The organism is Enterobacter sp. 4974935 (genome assembly GCF_058661735.1).
Genome location: NZ_JBZWGT010000003.1, coordinates 1,982,730 through 1,997,463 on the forward strand (window position 1 = coordinate 1,982,730; position 14,734 = coordinate 1,997,463).

Genomic DNA, 14,734 nt, shown 5'->3' on the forward strand with positions numbered 1-14,734 from the left:
TGCCCGGCGCAGTGCCGGGCGATTCAGCTTACCAGCCACAGACCTCGTGTTCATTTTCCGTATCGTAGGCGCGAACGGTGTTCACCAGATCCTTCACGACATCTGCCGCGACGTCCGGGATCAACAGCTCCATTGGCGCTTCTGTTTCATAATCCACCGACACGCCGTTGCTGTTGTTGGTGACGGTCACGGTATAGGTAGCCTTACCCATTATTTACTCCTTATGCGTGTTGACCACTTTACCGATACCCGCACCGCTGAGCGTGACGGCAGGATCCGCGAAAAAGTCGATATTAAAATACGTGTCGTCGGTCAGTAGCTCAATGCGGTGCCATTTTTGCGGTGGCGAGATGCCAAAAGAACCGGCCTCAATGATCACTTCCAGATCGGGTTCGGTGGCATCGCCATCGGCAAAGCCAAAGTAACGCACCGCACCCTGCATGACGGACAACCGACCGTACACGCCGGCTTTGGTGTTGTGATGGGTAAAAAGCGCTTTTGGGGCGCTCTCTTTATTCCAGAACGGCGTCGAGCGGGTATGAACAAAGTTTTCAGGAATACGTAACATAATAGTTTCCTTCATGTTGTCGGACGCTTAAAGGGACTTAAGCACCTCAGGTTCAACAAAGAATTCAATATTGAACAAGGTATCGTCGGTCATCACCTCAATGTGGTGCCATCTCTCTGGCGGGAAAACGCCAAAACGACCCGCTTCAATGACGAGCTCGCTGTCAGGCTCAGGTGTAAGTTCATCAGCATAGCCCAGATAACGCACCGCGCCGCGCATCACCGACAGGCGAGGGTAAACGCCCGGCTGCGTGCCCGTATCAAGGTGACGTTTAAAAATGCCGGCGGGGGCCGTTTCTTTGTTCCAGAAAGGCGTGGAACGGGTGTGAATGCAACTCTGCGGAATGCGTAGCATGTTTCCTCCCTTAAAAGCCTGCTTTTATTAGACTGCTTTCTGCAGGGATGGATTTATCAAAAAGTGCATTTAATTTGCATGTTATCAATAATAACCGTTTTGCTTTACCCGGCGTTGTTACACAAGGTACTCAGTTGTTATTATCATTAATAATTAAGTGGTTATTGTGTAACGAAAAAACTTGATCTGTGTCAACATATGACGCATATTGCGTGCGGTTATTTTTCGGCTCAGGTAAACAGAATGACGTTGTATCAAAAGATGTTGGTTTTCTACGCAATCATGGCCTCCATCTGCGCATTAATTACCTGGTTCCTGTCTAAAGATCGTAAACGTATTCGCCTGTTGAGCGCATTCCTGGTGGGATCTACCTGGCCGATGAGCTTTCCTGTAGCCCTGTTAATCTCTCTTTTCTGAAGCAAGCTTCAAGAATCGGCATCCAGACATAGCATTCCATACATTGAGGCTGTATAAATATACAGTCCGTCATACATGGAGTGCTTATGAACAGTTTCTATTCACAGCAAGCAGGCTGCACGGTGCGCTGGCAGGATCTTCCCGGTTTCGGTGACCCGGTTGTGTTTATCCACGGGTTGGGCTGTGCATCGTCGTATGAATATCCTCGTATTGTCTGTGATACCCGTTTCGGGGGGCGCAGAGCCATTCTGATCGATCTCCCCGGTAGCGGTTACAGTGACAAACCTTACAACTACCGTTATCGCACAAGTGAACAGGCGCAGGTGGTGGTTGAACTGTTAGACCATCTCGGCCTGGATAGTCTTTGGCTCTATGGTCATAGCATGGGGGGGAGTATCGCGATCGAAACGGCAACGCTGCTAAAGTCACGCGTTAAAGGCCTGATAGTGTCTGAACCCAATTTTCATGCGGGTGGCGGGATGTTCAGCCGGGCAATTGCGGCCCAAACGGAACAACATTTTCTGGAACAGGGCTATGATGACATGCTGCGGGCGGAAACGACGGCGTGGTCTGGAAGCCTTCAAAGCAATGCCCCCTGGGCCGTCTGGCGCGGCGCAACGAGCCTGGTCAAGGGCGTTAAACCCGACTGGGAACACCTGTTTTTGTCATTGAGCTGCCCGGTCATGTTAGTTTTTGGTGAGTGGTCCCTGCCTGATGAAGATTTTAATCGCCTGCAACAAAAAGGCGTTGCTGTAAAAATTATCCCTGATGCGGGCCATTCAATGTCCTGGGAAAACCCGTCAGCGTTGGCTCAGGCTTTGTCTGGCTTCATAAACGGATCATGAAGGGGTAGCCCGCATTGCTGCGGGCTGCAATGATTAAGACAGCAAGGCAGACAAGGCTTTCCGCGCAGCAAGCTTAATGTCATACGGGCACTGATAATCCACATTCTCAATCGCGCGGGTGTAGAGCGCAACCAGCCAGTCATAAACATAGGCTGTCGCCGCATGAACAGGCTGCTCGCCAAGTCGGGTAAGACGGGGTGAAGCGTTGCTCACAACTGGCGTCACAAAAATTGGCTGACCTTTGCGGATCCGGCTTGCAGGCCGTTCAGAAACGGGCGTCAGTTCATAGCCAAGCCAGCTAACGAAATTGCCTGTCGCGGCATGCAGCTGCGCAGCACTGCTTTTATCTGTTTCTGCAATACGTTGCAGTTGCAGCGGCAGATCCAGCCGGTAGCTGGTAACGATCAGCACATCCGCAATCTGCTGTAATACCTCTGGGTCCAGGCCCAGACGGGCAGCCGCCGCGTCGTTGCGACTCCACTGACGAAGATGGTTAACCCACACGTTATGGGCCAGTCGCGCCTTGTCTTTGGTCTGCAACGCGCCTGGATATTCCGGCGTCTCTTCCGCAAACAGATCGATAACGTCGTTAAACAGGCCGTTGACCTTTTCCTCACGGGGCTGGTGAACCGTCAGCAGCGTCTCAAACGCATTTAACGGCGGGAGAAGTCCTTCAAGCAGTTCACCATGACGAGCGGCGCTGCCTTGCAGCGTTCGGACCATTTTTTCGGCCTCTGCCCGCCCTGCGCCTGGCTCCTGAGTGAGTGGGGCGACGTATGCGCGCATCAGCGTCGAAAGAGACTGTTGCAACAGCCTTTTCAGCGCGTGGAGACGCTTCTGGCGCTGTGCTGGAAGGGTAGCCTGCGACAGCCATTCAATTACCCGCTGCATGCTGTGGGTATCGAGCGCCTGGAGCGTGCCCCAGCGCAGACCCGGCTGGCCCAGCAACTGTTGCACCGCTTCGTCCAGATTCTGCTTTGTGGTAAACCGCGCATCGTGAGGGGTAATGGCCCAGACCAGGCCCGGCAACGCGGACTCTTCCACCGGCTGCGTCTCTTTGACCCAGTTTTGCAGGAGCCTGGCCGTTTTTGCCGTCTGCTGGTGGTGGGCCGTCGCATTGCAGATAACCAGGACATCCGGCTGTATGTGCTGACGATAATGCTCCAGCAACCACAGGCATTTTGCCTGCGTCATCAGCGGCGTGTTTTCCTGAGAAATGGCCGGAATATCAATAATATCTACGTTATCCAGAACGCAGTTTTCAACGGGCAGCACCACTTCGCGGGTCAGGCAGGCCAGCACATCGACGGGCAGGCTAATGGCATTAAGCAACTCGCCGTTATTTACCGGATGAAGCAATGTTTCCTGCGCTTCCGGCACGGTAAAGGCCCCGTGAGTAAGGAAACCTTCACACGGCAGACCAAAACTGTCCACCAGCAGACTCAACGGCGCCGCAAGCGCGCTGGCATGGCTGGTTTGATGCAGCACCTGGGCGAGTTTAAGCCACTGCTGGGTTAACTCCTGCTGCTCACCCCACAGCAGAGACCAGACGCTGGCGCGGGTGCTGAGATCAAGCGACGGAACCAGCAGGGCAAACTGGTGCCACAGGGCATCATCAATATGCTGCTTAGCGCCGGGTACTACGGTTTGCCAGAACCGGGCAACGGTCGCGACTTCCTGCGCCGTTATTCCCGGCACGCTGTGCGGCTGACGCAGCGTACGCCACTTCTCAAGCCGGGCTTCAATCACCGATTTATCCACCGCACGGATCTGCGGATCCAACGTGGTGCGGGCGATAAACAGCTGTACCAGCTCGGCCTCCGTTACCAGGCTCAGGCGCAGGGGAAACGCGTCGTCTGCGACCTCGCTGGTCGCTCTGGTGAAACGCACGGCCATATTGGTCGGCGCATGCCCGGGGTTAATATGCGAGAAGTAATCAAACGTGCGTTGACCCGGCGTAACGTTCAGCCGTTCGTCGCCGCTGCCGCACAGGGAGGCCAGCAGATGCGCTTTCGCGGCCTGCGAGTGGCCGTATAAGCCGATGCTGCCCTGGCAGACAAGGGCACGTTCGAGGGCCTCTTCACGCGCGCGCGCGGCGTTAAGGCGGGCAAGCAGGGCGTCGGCTTCGTTATCCAGCATCGGGGCGTGCTGTCGCGTCTCGTTGATCCACCCGATTAAGGCCTGAGTGGTGGCAGTCGTCGCAGTCATTTAAGGTATACGCTCCCGCTGTCGATCCAGTAGTGGCTGCCGCTGTGTCGGCGATCGGCCAGAGTATTCAGTTTAAAGGTCAGGGCGTCCGGCGGCACTGGCGTGCCGTCCTGTAGCCAGGCATCACTCAGCTCGAAAGATTCCGGGCCCTCCTGCTTACTGCCGCCACACAGCTTCAGGCGCACGTTCAGTACGCCGTCGCCCGCAATGGCTTTCGCCAGCTCGGCAGAGTTGATGCTCAGGGTATAGAGCGGCGTCGCGGGCCAGCGGGCATTGGCCAGTTGCCGGAAGCCGAGCGTAACGTTGCCGCGCAGCGGGAAGTGCAGACGGGCGTCCAGTTTCGCGCCGGGTTTATCGAGGTCGATATCGTGATACCAGACGTTCTCGTCCCGCAGGGTATTGATGGTGTTATCCAGCACGCCCAGATAGCGCACCGTAGAGTACGCGCCAATATCTGCTGCTTTAAAGTTAAAGCGCGGCAGACGAAGATCCAGCGCCAGACTACAGAGCATCGCACCCACGGCGGCGGTGGATTTCGGGTTGCCGATCCGTCCCTGCTGGCTGAACGGATACCATTCATGAACCTGGTATTTATCCAGCCAGACGATGCGGTTGACGGGCACCGGTTGCAGGTGGCGAATCAAGGCCTGAACGCCTGGCAGACAGCCTGGCCGTCCCGTGATCAGCAGAATATCGCAGCTGTAGTGAGAGATCGCCTCACATACCGCATGCAGCGGGGCGGCAAGCGTGAACTGACCCGCCAGCATCGCGTCCTGCATCTCGCGGAAACTGACGTGCAGCGGGACGCTGAACAGATCAAAGTGTTCTGAGCCGGCAGGCAACGCATGGTCGATCGCCTGCTGGAGATAGTTCATCACGTTGCGGGTCGGTTTTTGCGCAAGCAGATCGCCAAAGGTGGCATGCAGCCCGGCCAGCGGATCGTCAACATCGCTCGATTCCCACGCCGCCAGGATCGCGTGACCGATCGGCATAAAGAGCTGAAGTGCCGTCTGCTGGCGCAGGACCGCCTGGGTATCGATCCGCCCGGAGTCACCGAACAGGGATGCCATCAGCTGGGAGGCATCGGCTATGCCGGATTTCTGAAGCTGGGTTTGCAGGGCGGGCAGAACGTAGCGCTGGATCACGTCCAGCAGCGTGTCGTCGCCAGCGACCTTGAACCCTTCGCGGAACAGCAGCTGCGGGGTGATTTTGACGTTATTCCCGGAACCATCATCTAACTGATAGTGCGTGATGGCCATATCCGTCGTGCCGCCGCCGATATCAATCGAGGCCACGCGCAGCGCACGCCCCGGCTGGACGCCAGGCTCAGGCGCGCGATCCGGACGGGCAAGGGAGGCGAAAAAGGCCTCGGTCTGGCCACCAAAATGGGAAATGGCTTCGTTATACAGCCACACCAGCTGGCCGCAGCTGGCCTCGTCCCACTCCATCTGGATCTCAGGGACCGGCACCACGCTTTTTTCCTGCTGCTTGCGGCTGGCAAAATCTTCATCCTGCGGGTGCCAGCCCATCGCTTTCCAGACGATGGCGATGGCTTCGAACATGCGGCGACGGAAAATCTCGCGCTCCTGTTTCGGCATTGCCGAAGGCAGGGTGAGGATCAGCGTCCGCAGCTGGCGGGGAGAGGCCGGGAAGCCGAGCCGCAGGCGGGTGGCCACGCTGTTAATCTGGCCAAGCGCCTGAGCCAGCAGCTCGCAGAGCATGTGCGTCATCAGGGTGCTGCGGCTGTACTGCGGAGAGAACACCGGCAGGCGCTCATCCTGCGGCAGCGTAAAGAGCGGTTCCCCGTCGTCGTTCATCAGGTTCATCAGCGGAAACGCAGTTGCCAGCGGTTCGCGCTGGGTTTTGCTGTTCATCTGGCTAAAGCGCCAGTCCTGCACCACCGGCGTCTCGTCCCACAGATAGCGACGCGGGCTGGAGATGCCGCTGTTGCCTTCCGTGCCCAGACGCTGCATCGCCAGCTTACGCGCTTCATCACCCACGCGGACAATCGACGGCCAGACGAACGCATCCTCCCGGCCGCTTTCCACCGAGAAGTGCTGCTTGCCAAAACGCGCTTCGGAAAATTCAAGACGGCTGGTAAAAAGCGGCTCATTCAGGAACTGCGGCTCACTCAGGGAACGCACCTGGAGTTCAGCCGTCTGGCGCAGGCCGTCGTTGGCATCGCCATGATCTTCAATAATCACGCCGCAGGTGTGGGTGTTGCCTACGTCAAGGATCAGATCGACAGGAATAGCAGGGGTGCTCAGGGTATGGGTGACAAACTTCACTTCCGGCACGGTGAGTTGTTCACCGAGCATGGAGAGCAGGTTGAGCCAGTGCGCCTGATATTCAAAGCTGCGCATGGCCTGATGCAGCTCGCGCTCGGCGCGTTTTTCAACACCGTCAGCATATTGTGTGAAGGCTTCACGCAGCCAGCCGTCAATCCAGGTCTGGTCGAGGAAACTCTCAACCTCACTGTCGCGCCAGGCGAGGGCGAAACGCGTGCCGTTAAGAATGTCGTTTTCAACCGGCGACAGGGCAGACGTCGCATGCTCCGCAATCTGGCTGTCGAGCGCGACGGTGACCCGGTGCGTATTGCCAGCCGCGTCGGGCGTGGACAGCTTCCGTACCTGGACGCGCGCCCAGTTATCCGGGCCATCAACAAACGTCCGCGGCGGGTTAAAGCGCAGGAAAGGGAGCGGCAGCCAGACACCGTCCAGCACGGTCAGGGAGTCATGCAGTGGAATGGTGCTTTCAGGCTTGACCACTTCCGGCTTCCCGCCATCGGTGGCAGGCAGCGTGTACCGGCCGTTGACCAGGTCAAAATCCAGGCGCAGCAGCGGGCCATTTGCCGTTTTACGCACGAAACGCCCGTTGCTCGCGGTGTCCTGCGGCGTCAGGCCAAAATCGAGAAACTGTACGCCGCTGTTAGCAATCAGCGTCACGCTCTGTTTATAGTCGCAAAGATTAACCAGCATAGGATCAGACACCTGCTTTCTTGAACGTCAGAGGAACGACGGTGTTGGCATCGTAACGTGCGGTGCATTCCGCCACGTCGCTGGCACCTGCCTTACAGGTCACTTCCGGCATCGGATAGCGTGAACCGTCGGTGCAACGAGCGTTTCCGCGCGTTTTGATCAACAGCTCGCCGTTGCTGTGTAATCCGGAAAAGACGTCTACCCGGCAGACAATGTTGTCGCCATGCACGACCCGGGCGAAACCTTTATTGTTCTGGATCTGGTAGCGCAGAGACGGCGGTTTGCCGGTGAGCGGATCCTGCACATCGAGAAACGCGCGCCAGGTGCCGTTCAGGAAGCGCGTTAACCCCGCTTTGACCTGGTTTGCTTCCATTACCATGGCATCTTTCGGTATCGCGGTAATGACCACCGGTTCGGCTGCCGGGGCAGGCGTCTTCACCTTCGGCTCTACCACTTCTGCCTGATGCAGTGGGAGTTTCAGCTCAAGCGGCTCAACCGTCTTCACGGGGGCCGGAGCAATGGCGACAGGTGCTGGCGCTGGTGAGGTAACTGGCGCTGCGGTCGGGGCCTGTTTTGGCCAGAGCAGCGGCGTGGCAATGGCTGCAATAATGACGGCGGCAACCGGCAGCAACCACAGGGGGGAGCGACGTTTTTTCTGCACCACCGCTGGTGCGGGCTCTGACGGCACGGTGTTCATGCGCACCGGCTCTGGCGTATACAGCTCATCTTCGGTGATACGCACGGTAGCTACAGGCGTGATAAGCGGCGCGTCGGCCTGCTCGAAGGTCACCACCGGGGCCGGTTCTGGCTCAGGCTCAGGTTCAGGTTCGTTAATCATCACGGGTTCAGGTTCAGGGACCAACGATTCGCGCAGGCAGTCCAGCACGTCGTCGCGCGCGTTTTCGTTAAGATTGACGAAACCCCAGAAGCAGATCACCGGTTTGCCATCCACCAGGAAAACAAAGTTTTCACCGGGAAACTGGAAAGCTTTAGAGAGCAGAGATCCAAACAGTTGCTGCGCCGTTTTCGGTGACTGAAGGCATTTTTTACTCAGCGACTCCATGCTGGCGAGCGTGTTTTCCAGATAGCGCAGGGCGCGAAAACGATCGTCTTCATCCGCCGCCTTCCAGCTGGAGACGGTTCCCTCAACCGGGGAGTACCAGTCAACGCGATCGCCGCCGTCATTGACCTGTGGAATGGCCAGGCAATCGACGATAGCCTGCTGTTTGCGCAACCGAAGCGCTTCGCGGATTTGCAGCGCTGATTCAAAAACGGCCTGTCCGCCGCCGCCAACGGCCTGAAAATCATCCAGATTACCGCTGCGTAAAAGTGTTTTTGCCACGATTTGGTCCTGTAGACTTCTTCACGCCATTACTTTAGCGAATCAGGTAAGCAAGCAAACGGCGGAGGAGACGACAAAAGGGACGATTTCTTGCGGCATTGATCGTAACGGTTGTGCTTGACGAATAATGGACCTTAAGGCAAATCGGTTTCTGCGGGCTGATGCTAAAACCAGCGAAATGTACGGCTTTAGAATAACCTGATAGTGATTCGTTATTTGTCAGGCCAAAACGTCTGTGCTGTTATTACTGTTCACTATAATAAAACCGAAAGGGTAATAACCATGTTTACAGGGAAAACCGTGCTCGCCCTCGCGCTGAGCGCGCTGCTACCGGCAAGCGCCGCATGGGCGGCAAACAAAGACACCATTATCTACTGCTCTGAGGCGTCGCCGGAGTCGTTTAACCCGCAGATCGCCAGCTCTGGCCCCTCGTTTGTTGCCAGCTCGCAAACGCTCTATAACCGTCTGATTAACTTCGACCCGGTAAAAAACACGCCGGTGCCTTCTCTTGCGGAGTCGTGGACCATTTCGCCAGACGGCAAAACATACACGTTTACCCTGCGTAAAGGGGTGAAATTCAACAGCAATAAATACTTCAAACCGACCCGTGATTTTAACGCTGATGACGTTATTTTCTCCGTTATGCGTCAGAAAGACCCTAAGCATCCCTATCACAATGTTTCCCAGGGTAATTACGAATACTTTAATGACGTGGGCCTCGACAAGCTCATTCAGGATGTGAAAAAGATCGACGATTATCACATTCAGTTCACGCTGAGCGAACCCAACGCGGCTTTCCTGGCCGACTGGGGAATGGACTTCGCCTCGATCCTCTCTGCCGAGTACGCGGACGCGATGCTGAAAAAGGGCACGCCTGAAAATGTGGACACCTGGCCAATCGGCACCGGGCCGTATGTGCTTCAGCAGTACAAGGTGGATTCGCTTATCCGCTACGTCGCCAACCCGAACTACTGGGAGGGAGAGGTGCCGACCAAACACCTGATCTTCTCCATCACGCCAAACGTTGAGACGCGTCTGGCTAAGCTGCAAACGAACGAGTGTCAGATCATTCCTGCGCCGTCGCCGGTGCAGTTTGAAGCGATCAAGAAAAACAAAGACCTGACCCTGCACTCGGTGGATGCGCTGAACGTGGGGTACCTGGCGTTCAACACGGAGAAAAAACCGTTTGATAACGTGCTGGTGCGCCAGGCTCTGAATTACGCAACGGACAAAAAGGCCATTGTTAACGCGGTCTTTATGGGGTCTGGTACGGTCGCTAAATCGCCGATCCCGCCGAACATGCTCGGCTTTAACAAAGACCTGAAGGATTACGGCTACGATCCGGAAAAAGCGAAAGCGCTGCTGAAGCAGGCGGGTCTGGATAAGGGCGCGGAAGTGACCCTCTGGTCCATGCCGGTTCAGCGTCCGTACAACCCGAACTCGCGACGCATTGCGGAGATGATCCAGGCTGACTGGGCGAAAGTGGGCGTGAAGGCGAAAATCGTCTCATACGAGTGGGGGGAGTATCTCTCCGGCATGCGTAAAGGCGAGCATGATTCCGCGCTGTTCGGCTGGATGTCTGATAACGGCGATCCGGACAACTTCGCCGATGTGCTGCTGGGTTGTAACAGCATCAAAACCGGATCTAACGCCGCGCGCTGGTGTGATAAGGGGTATGATGAGCTGGTGCAAAAGGCCAAACTGACCAGCAACCCGGACGAACGTGCGAAGCTGTATGGCCAGGCACAGGAGATTTTCTACCAGCAGGCACCGTGGATTGCGTTAGCTAACGGCAAAACGTTCTACGCGACCCGCAGCAACGTGAGCGGGTACAGCGTGAGTCTGATGGGCAGTGACTTCTCGAAAGCGAAGCTGAACTGATCGTATTCTTGCCGTGTGGCGGCTATGCCTTACCCGGCCTACAGTTACCACCCGTAGGCCCGGTAAGCGTAGCGCCACCGGGCATGTGGAAAGGAGTGACAATGTCACATTTAAACGATGTTATCGCCCGCGTCGATGCCACCATCGAAGAGAGCGTAATTACTCACATGAACGAACTGCTGATCGAATTAAGCGATGATGCAGAGCTCAGCCGTGAAGATCGCTATACCCAGCAGCAGCGCCTGCGTACCGCGATTGCGCATCATGGCAAGCAGCATAAAGAAGAGGCGGAGGCGCGCCATGCCCACCTTACGCAGGGCGGGACTATTCTGTAAGGGTCAAAACTGGCGCCGTGCCACCAGCCAGGCGCCGACCACCAGCATCACTGCGCCGCAGACCGGGCCAACCAGCGCGCGCAGGGGAACGCCGTTGCTCTTAAGGATGTCCATCACCAGGCCGCCAATCAGCTGGCTTGCCACCAGGACGGCAATGGTCGTTGCCGCGCCCACATTCTGATAGCCGCTAATACTGGCAAAGACAAAAAAAGACCCCAGCAGGCCGGGGATCAACGTCCACCAGCGCACCGTTGACGCCAGTTCGTTAAACCCCGCCAGGCCATTTTTCACCAGCAAAATGCTGACAAACAGCACAATCCCCACCAGCGAGTTCAGCAGCATGGCGATAAGAATGGTGGAGGAAGATTGCGTAATGCGCACCATCAGGGTGTTTTGCACCACCAGCCCAATCCCGGCGGCTACCAGAAACGCTAACGTCAACGATTGATTCATGGCAGAGCATCCGGATCGCTGCGCTCATCAAGCTGGAGCTGCATAAAGGTTAAGTCCAGCCAGCGACCGAATTTGGTTCCCACCTGCGGCATATTGCCGGTGGTAATAAAGCCCAGGGTTTCGTGCAGATGAATTGACGCCTGGTTCTGCGCCTCAATACCGGCAACCATCACGTGTTTACCGATCTGGCGGGCTTCCTTGATTAACTCCGTCATCAGCAGCCGGCCAATGCCTTTGCCCTGATGTTCGGGATGAACGTACACCGAGTGCTCCACCGTGTGGCGAAATCCGTCGAACGCTCTCCAATCGCCAAATGAGGCGTATCCCGTCACCACTCCGTCTTCTTCACTGACCAGCACTGGATAACCCGACAGAGTACGCGCCTCAAACCATGCGATACGGTTATCGGTGTCGACAGTTTTATCATTCCAGATGGCGGCGGTGTGCAGCACCGCATGGTTATAAATTTCACCGATAGCGGCACAATCTTCTTTGCAGGCATGACGAACAATCATGGGTAACCTCTGGCTGTGTTGTTCACTATAGTAGTACGATTTACTCACAATATTACACAGTTCTTATATTGCATTGCTACGACAAAATCCCTATTTTTTTGTCACAAAACTGCCCCGAAAAACCATCCGTACACTATAGTATGACGTCATGAATACAATGACAGACAATATGAATCAACGCATTAGCGCCCGCATACGCCTTGAACGCGAGTCGCGGGGCTGGTCATTAAGCGAACTGGCCGAACGGGCAGGTATCTCACGCGCCATGATCCATAAGATTGAACGGGGTGACAGTAGCCCAACGGCGACGCTGCTTGCGCGGTTATCCGGTGCCTTCGGTATTAGCATGTCTACGCTTATTGCGCGCGCGGAAATGCAGGAGGGCAAACTGTTACGTCTGGCGAACCAGCCCGTCTGGCGCGATCCGCAAACCCACTATTTGCGTCGCCATGTGTCGCCGCGCAGCGATATGCCTATCGACCTCGTCCAGGTGGAGCTACCCGCAGGTAGCGATGTGCCGATGCCCGCCTCCTCTTATGCGCTGGCACGACAGCTGATTTGGTTGCAGGCAGGTGAACTGGTCTTTCTGGAGGGGGATACTCGCCATGAAATGAAGGCCGGAGATTGTCTGGAACTCGGGCCGCCGAACGACTGCCGGTTTATCAACGAAACGGATGAATCGTGCCTTTATCTGGTCGTGCGGCTTAATCAGTCCGGCTCATAATGCACAGGCGATCCGCAGGATAACGTGCCAGACTTGAATGACATTTTCAGCAGTAAGGAGCGATGAATGAGTCAATCTACTACGCAAAACCGACGCTGGGTACTGGCTTCCCGTCCACACGGCGCGCCGGTTGCCGATAATTTCCGCCTGGAAGAGCAGCCGATCCCCGCGCCCGCAGAGGGGCAGGTGTTATTACGCACCGTATGGCTCTCGCTTGATCCGTACATGCGAGGCCGTATGAGCGATGCGCCATCCTATTCACCTCCGGTCGAGATTGGCGCGGTGATGGTGGGCGGCACGGTAAGCCGCGTCGAGACCTCCCGTCATCCGGATTATAAAGAGGGTGAATGGGTTCTGGGTTACAGCGGCTGGCAGGAGTATGAACTATCCGACGGGCAGGGGCTGGTGAAGTTGGGTGAAAACCCGTCGCATCCTTCATGGGCACTCGGCGTGCTAGGGATGCCGGGCTTCACCGCGTATATGGGGCTGCTCGATATCGGCCAGCCTCAGGCAGGGGAAACCCTTGTCGTGGCGGCGGCCACGGGGCCGGTCGGCGCAACGGTGGGGCAGATCGGTAAAATCAAAGGATGCCGGGTCATCGGCGTGGCTGGCGGGGAGGAGAAATGCCATCATGCGGTCGACGTGCTCGGTTTCGATGCCTGTCTGGATCACCATGCGGATGATTTTGACGAACAACTGGCTAAAGCCTGCCCGCAGGGCATTGATGTGTATTACGAAAACGTCGGCGGTAAAGTCTTTGACGCCGTGCTGCCGCTCTTGAATACCTCCGCGCGCGTGCCGGTTTGCGGACTGGTCAGCGGCTACAATGCGACCAACCTGCCGGAGGGTCCGGACCGCTTACCGCTACTGATGGGGACCATCCTGAAAAAACGCATCCGTATGCAGGGTTTTATTATCGCGCAGGACTATGGTCATCGTATTGACGAGTTCCAGCAGGAAATGGGCCGCTGGGTGCAGGAAGGCAAAATTCACTATCGCGAGCAGGTTACGGAAGGGCTGGACGCGGCGCCGGACTCCCTGATTGGCCTGCTTGAGGGGAAAAACTTCGGCAAGGTTGTGATCCGCGTGGCGGCCGACTAAACAGAGCATCGGTTATGGCGGGCAGTGTCCGCCATAATTATTTGTGAAGATACGATATATTGTCTTTAATTAATCCATAAGCTTTGCGCGCCTCGGCCCAGCTGAGCCAGAAGTAAAAAATGCAATATTATTTGAACGATTTTAATATTACGCGCGCCCCTCATACCAGGCATGACGATACAGGATATATCTAACCGGCGATGTTTTTTTAAACAGACGCTGAAAATGGCATTTTGTTTGGCTACGGGAATTAAACATGCTTGATTTGGAACATATGGAAAAAGCACAAAGAATCAGTCTGACTTTGCAAGTAGAGAACAGTTTAAAGGGAGCATTAATTACGGGCTCATTAAAACCTGGGGCTCGACTCGTTACAAAAGAGATTGCGGATAAATTGGGCACCAGTATCACACCGGTGCGCGAAGCCCTGCTGCGCCTGGTGTCGGCGGGGGCATTACAGGCCACGCCAGCGCAGGCGTTTTTGGTGCCAGAAGTGACGCTGGAACGCTATAACGAAATTAACGCCATCAGAAAGCAGCTTGAACCGATGGCCGTTGCGGCGGCGTGCCAGAATATGACCGAGACCAAACTGGATGCGTTACGCGCGCTGTCAGATAACTTCAGTGCCGCCATGCATCAGGGCGATGTACAGAAAGCGATCCATGCCAACCGCGTGTTCCGGTTCACGCTCTATCAGTATGCCGAGATGCCGACCCTTCACTCGCTGATTGAGCAGCTCTGGGTACGGATTGGTCCGTGCATTCACTATCTGCATGAAGAGTTAAGCGAGGTTCCCGCAGCGACCTATCATTATGACGATCTGCTTTCTGCGCTTGAGCAAAGGGATGTGACGGCCAGCCGGGAAGCGATCGACAAAGCCATTGATGAAGCCAATATTCTTCTGCAACGGCAATACTACAGTTAAGGATCCCTCTGGCGCACTTATTTGTTTATTTGTATCAAACGTCCTTGATTATATTCCCGGCGCATCAGGCAACCGGGAATGATGTTAT

15 protein-coding genes are annotated in these 14,734 nt (G+C 56.0%); 7 read left to right on the forward strand and 8 right to left on the reverse strand.

From position 1 onward, the window contains the following. Positions 1 to 28: 28 nt before the first annotated feature. From AC4OVS_RS10735 to AC4OVS_RS10745, 3 genes are read right to left on the reverse strand one after another with little or no spacing between them, the layout of a single operon-like run. Positions 29 to 211, reverse strand: coding sequence for a DUF1869 domain-containing protein (locus AC4OVS_RS10735; RefSeq protein ID WP_003856955.1), 183 nt, complete (start codon positions 209 to 211; stop codon positions 29 to 31). A 3-nt stretch (positions 212 to 214) separates the two neighbouring features. Next, positions 215 to 568 (reverse strand): TehB family protein, encoded by a 354-nt coding sequence (locus tag AC4OVS_RS10740; RefSeq protein ID WP_022648250.1) that lies wholly within the window; start codon positions 566 to 568, stop codon positions 215 to 217. 27 nt (positions 569 to 595) lie between these two features. Beyond that, entirely contained in the window at positions 596 to 922 is a 327-nt protein-coding gene (locus tag AC4OVS_RS10745; RefSeq protein WP_491922387.1) for a TehB family protein, read from the reverse strand. Positions 923 to 1,165: 243 nt separating this feature from the next. Here AC4OVS_RS10745 and AC4OVS_RS10750 point away from each other — a divergent pair, with 243 nt between their 5' ends. Together AC4OVS_RS10750 and AC4OVS_RS10755 are read left to right on the forward strand one after the other, a co-directional pair. Beyond that, the gene (locus AC4OVS_RS10750; protein WP_003856960.1) at positions 1,166 to 1,339 is read left to right on the forward strand and encodes a GhoT/OrtT family toxin; all 174 of its coding nucleotides are present in this window, start codon (positions 1,166 to 1,168) and stop codon (positions 1,337 to 1,339) included. Positions 1,340 to 1,425: 86 nt separating this feature from the next. Beyond that, positions 1,426 to 2,184: an alpha/beta fold hydrolase gene (locus AC4OVS_RS10755; protein WP_491922388.1), complete on the forward strand. Its 759-nt coding sequence runs from the start codon at positions 1,426 to 1,428 to the stop codon at positions 2,182 to 2,184. Positions 2,185 to 2,217: 33 nt separating this feature from the next. Here AC4OVS_RS10755 and AC4OVS_RS10760 read toward each other — a convergent pair whose 3' ends face one another. Genes AC4OVS_RS10760 through AC4OVS_RS10770 form a run of 3 tightly spaced genes read right to left on the reverse strand, consistent with a single transcriptional unit; the run spans position 2,218 to position 8,712 of the window. After that, entirely contained in the window at positions 2,218 to 4,392 is a 2,175-nt protein-coding gene (locus AC4OVS_RS10760; protein WP_491922389.1) for a virulence factor SrfC family protein, read from the reverse strand. After that, a complete protein-coding gene (locus AC4OVS_RS10765) occupies positions 4,389 to 7,370 on the reverse strand; it encodes a virulence factor SrfB (protein ID WP_113788042.1) in 2,982 nt (993 codons plus the stop codon). Before AC4OVS_RS10765 ends, AC4OVS_RS10760 begins: the two co-directional genes overlap by 4 nt. 4 nt (positions 7,371 to 7,374) lie before the next feature. Further along, positions 7,375 to 8,712: an SrfA family protein gene (locus AC4OVS_RS10770; protein WP_126290963.1), complete on the reverse strand. Its 1,338-nt coding sequence runs from the start codon at positions 8,710 to 8,712 to the stop codon at positions 7,375 to 7,377. Between the two features lie 282 nt (positions 8,713 to 8,994). Here AC4OVS_RS10770 and AC4OVS_RS10775 point away from each other — a divergent pair, with 282 nt between their 5' ends. Further along, positions 8,995 to 10,593: an ABC transporter substrate-binding protein gene (locus AC4OVS_RS10775; protein ID WP_317579081.1), complete on the forward strand. Its 1,599-nt coding sequence runs from the start codon at positions 8,995 to 8,997 to the stop codon at positions 10,591 to 10,593. A 101-nt stretch (positions 10,594 to 10,694) separates the two neighbouring features. Beyond that, on the forward strand, positions 10,695 to 10,928 hold the full coding sequence (locus AC4OVS_RS10780) for a YdcY family protein (protein WP_022648243.1): 234 nt from the start codon (positions 10,695 to 10,697) through the stop codon (positions 10,926 to 10,928). A gap of 3 nt (positions 10,929 to 10,931) precedes the next feature. Here the strand turns inward: AC4OVS_RS10780 and AC4OVS_RS10785 are convergent, their stop codons facing one another. Continuing rightward, complete coding sequence (locus AC4OVS_RS10785) at positions 10,932 to 11,381, reverse strand: DMT family transporter (protein WP_022648242.1); 450 nt, start codon at positions 11,379 to 11,381, stop codon at positions 10,932 to 10,934. Continuing rightward, positions 11,378 to 11,896, reverse strand: coding sequence for a GNAT family N-acetyltransferase (locus AC4OVS_RS10790; RefSeq protein ID WP_023306282.1), 519 nt, complete (start codon positions 11,894 to 11,896; stop codon positions 11,378 to 11,380). The genes AC4OVS_RS10785 and AC4OVS_RS10790 overlap by 4 nt, the downstream gene beginning before the upstream one ends. Before the next feature lie 148 nt (positions 11,897 to 12,044). Between AC4OVS_RS10790 and AC4OVS_RS10795 the strand changes: the two genes are divergently transcribed. The 3 genes from AC4OVS_RS10795 to AC4OVS_RS10805 all read left to right on the forward strand — a co-directional run bounded on the left by AC4OVS_RS10795 (position 12,045) and on the right by AC4OVS_RS10805 (position 14,646). Then, the gene (locus tag AC4OVS_RS10795) at positions 12,045 to 12,620 is read left to right on the forward strand and encodes a helix-turn-helix domain-containing protein (RefSeq protein ID WP_017382277.1); all 576 of its coding nucleotides are present in this window, start codon (positions 12,045 to 12,047) and stop codon (positions 12,618 to 12,620) included. Between the two features lie 66 nt (positions 12,621 to 12,686). Next, positions 12,687 to 13,721: an NADPH-dependent curcumin/dihydrocurcumin reductase gene (gene curA, locus AC4OVS_RS10800; RefSeq protein WP_069596603.1), complete on the forward strand. Its 1,035-nt coding sequence runs from the start codon at positions 12,687 to 12,689 to the stop codon at positions 13,719 to 13,721. 256 nt (positions 13,722 to 13,977) lie between these two features. Then, a complete protein-coding gene (locus AC4OVS_RS10805; protein ID WP_022648238.1) occupies positions 13,978 to 14,646 on the forward strand; it encodes a GntR family transcriptional regulator in 669 nt (222 codons plus the stop codon). Positions 14,647 to 14,734: the final 88 nt, after the last annotated feature.